1 protein-coding gene is annotated in these 366 nt (G+C 53.3%); it reads left to right on the top strand.

Features of this window, described 5'->3' with window-relative positions:
* Positions 1 to 366, top strand: a 366-nt coding sequence (locus V6E90_RS21925; RefSeq protein ID WP_332606419.1) for a hypothetical protein, incomplete at both ends; no start/stop codon positions are given.

A 366-nucleotide genomic window follows, 5' to 3' on the forward strand; every position in this document is an offset into this window, starting at 1 on the left:
GTGCGGATGGTAGCTTCGATGCACGCGTGGCATTGGGACCAGATGCAGTGCTTGGTACAGTGGTGACCGTAAATGGCAACAACTTCACCGTGACTGCCGCAGATCTCGTCAATGGCTATATCACAGCAGCAGTTGCAGTGACAGGCGATGGCCCGATCACCATCCATGCAGAAGCGGTAGATGCTCAAGGTAACATCGATACAGCGAATGCAGATGTGACCATTACCGTGGATACATCGCCAGCTGACTTGATTGGTGCAATCACAGTGCCGGATGACTTAAACGGTGACGGCATCTTGAATGCGACTGAATTAGGTGCGGATGGTAGCTTCGATGCACGCGTGGCATTGGGACCAGATGCAGTGC

It is taken from the genome of Acinetobacter sp. ESBL14, from assembly GCF_036668815.1.
Taxonomy (GTDB): Bacteria; Pseudomonadota; Gammaproteobacteria; order Pseudomonadales; family Moraxellaceae; genus Acinetobacter; species Acinetobacter gyllenbergii.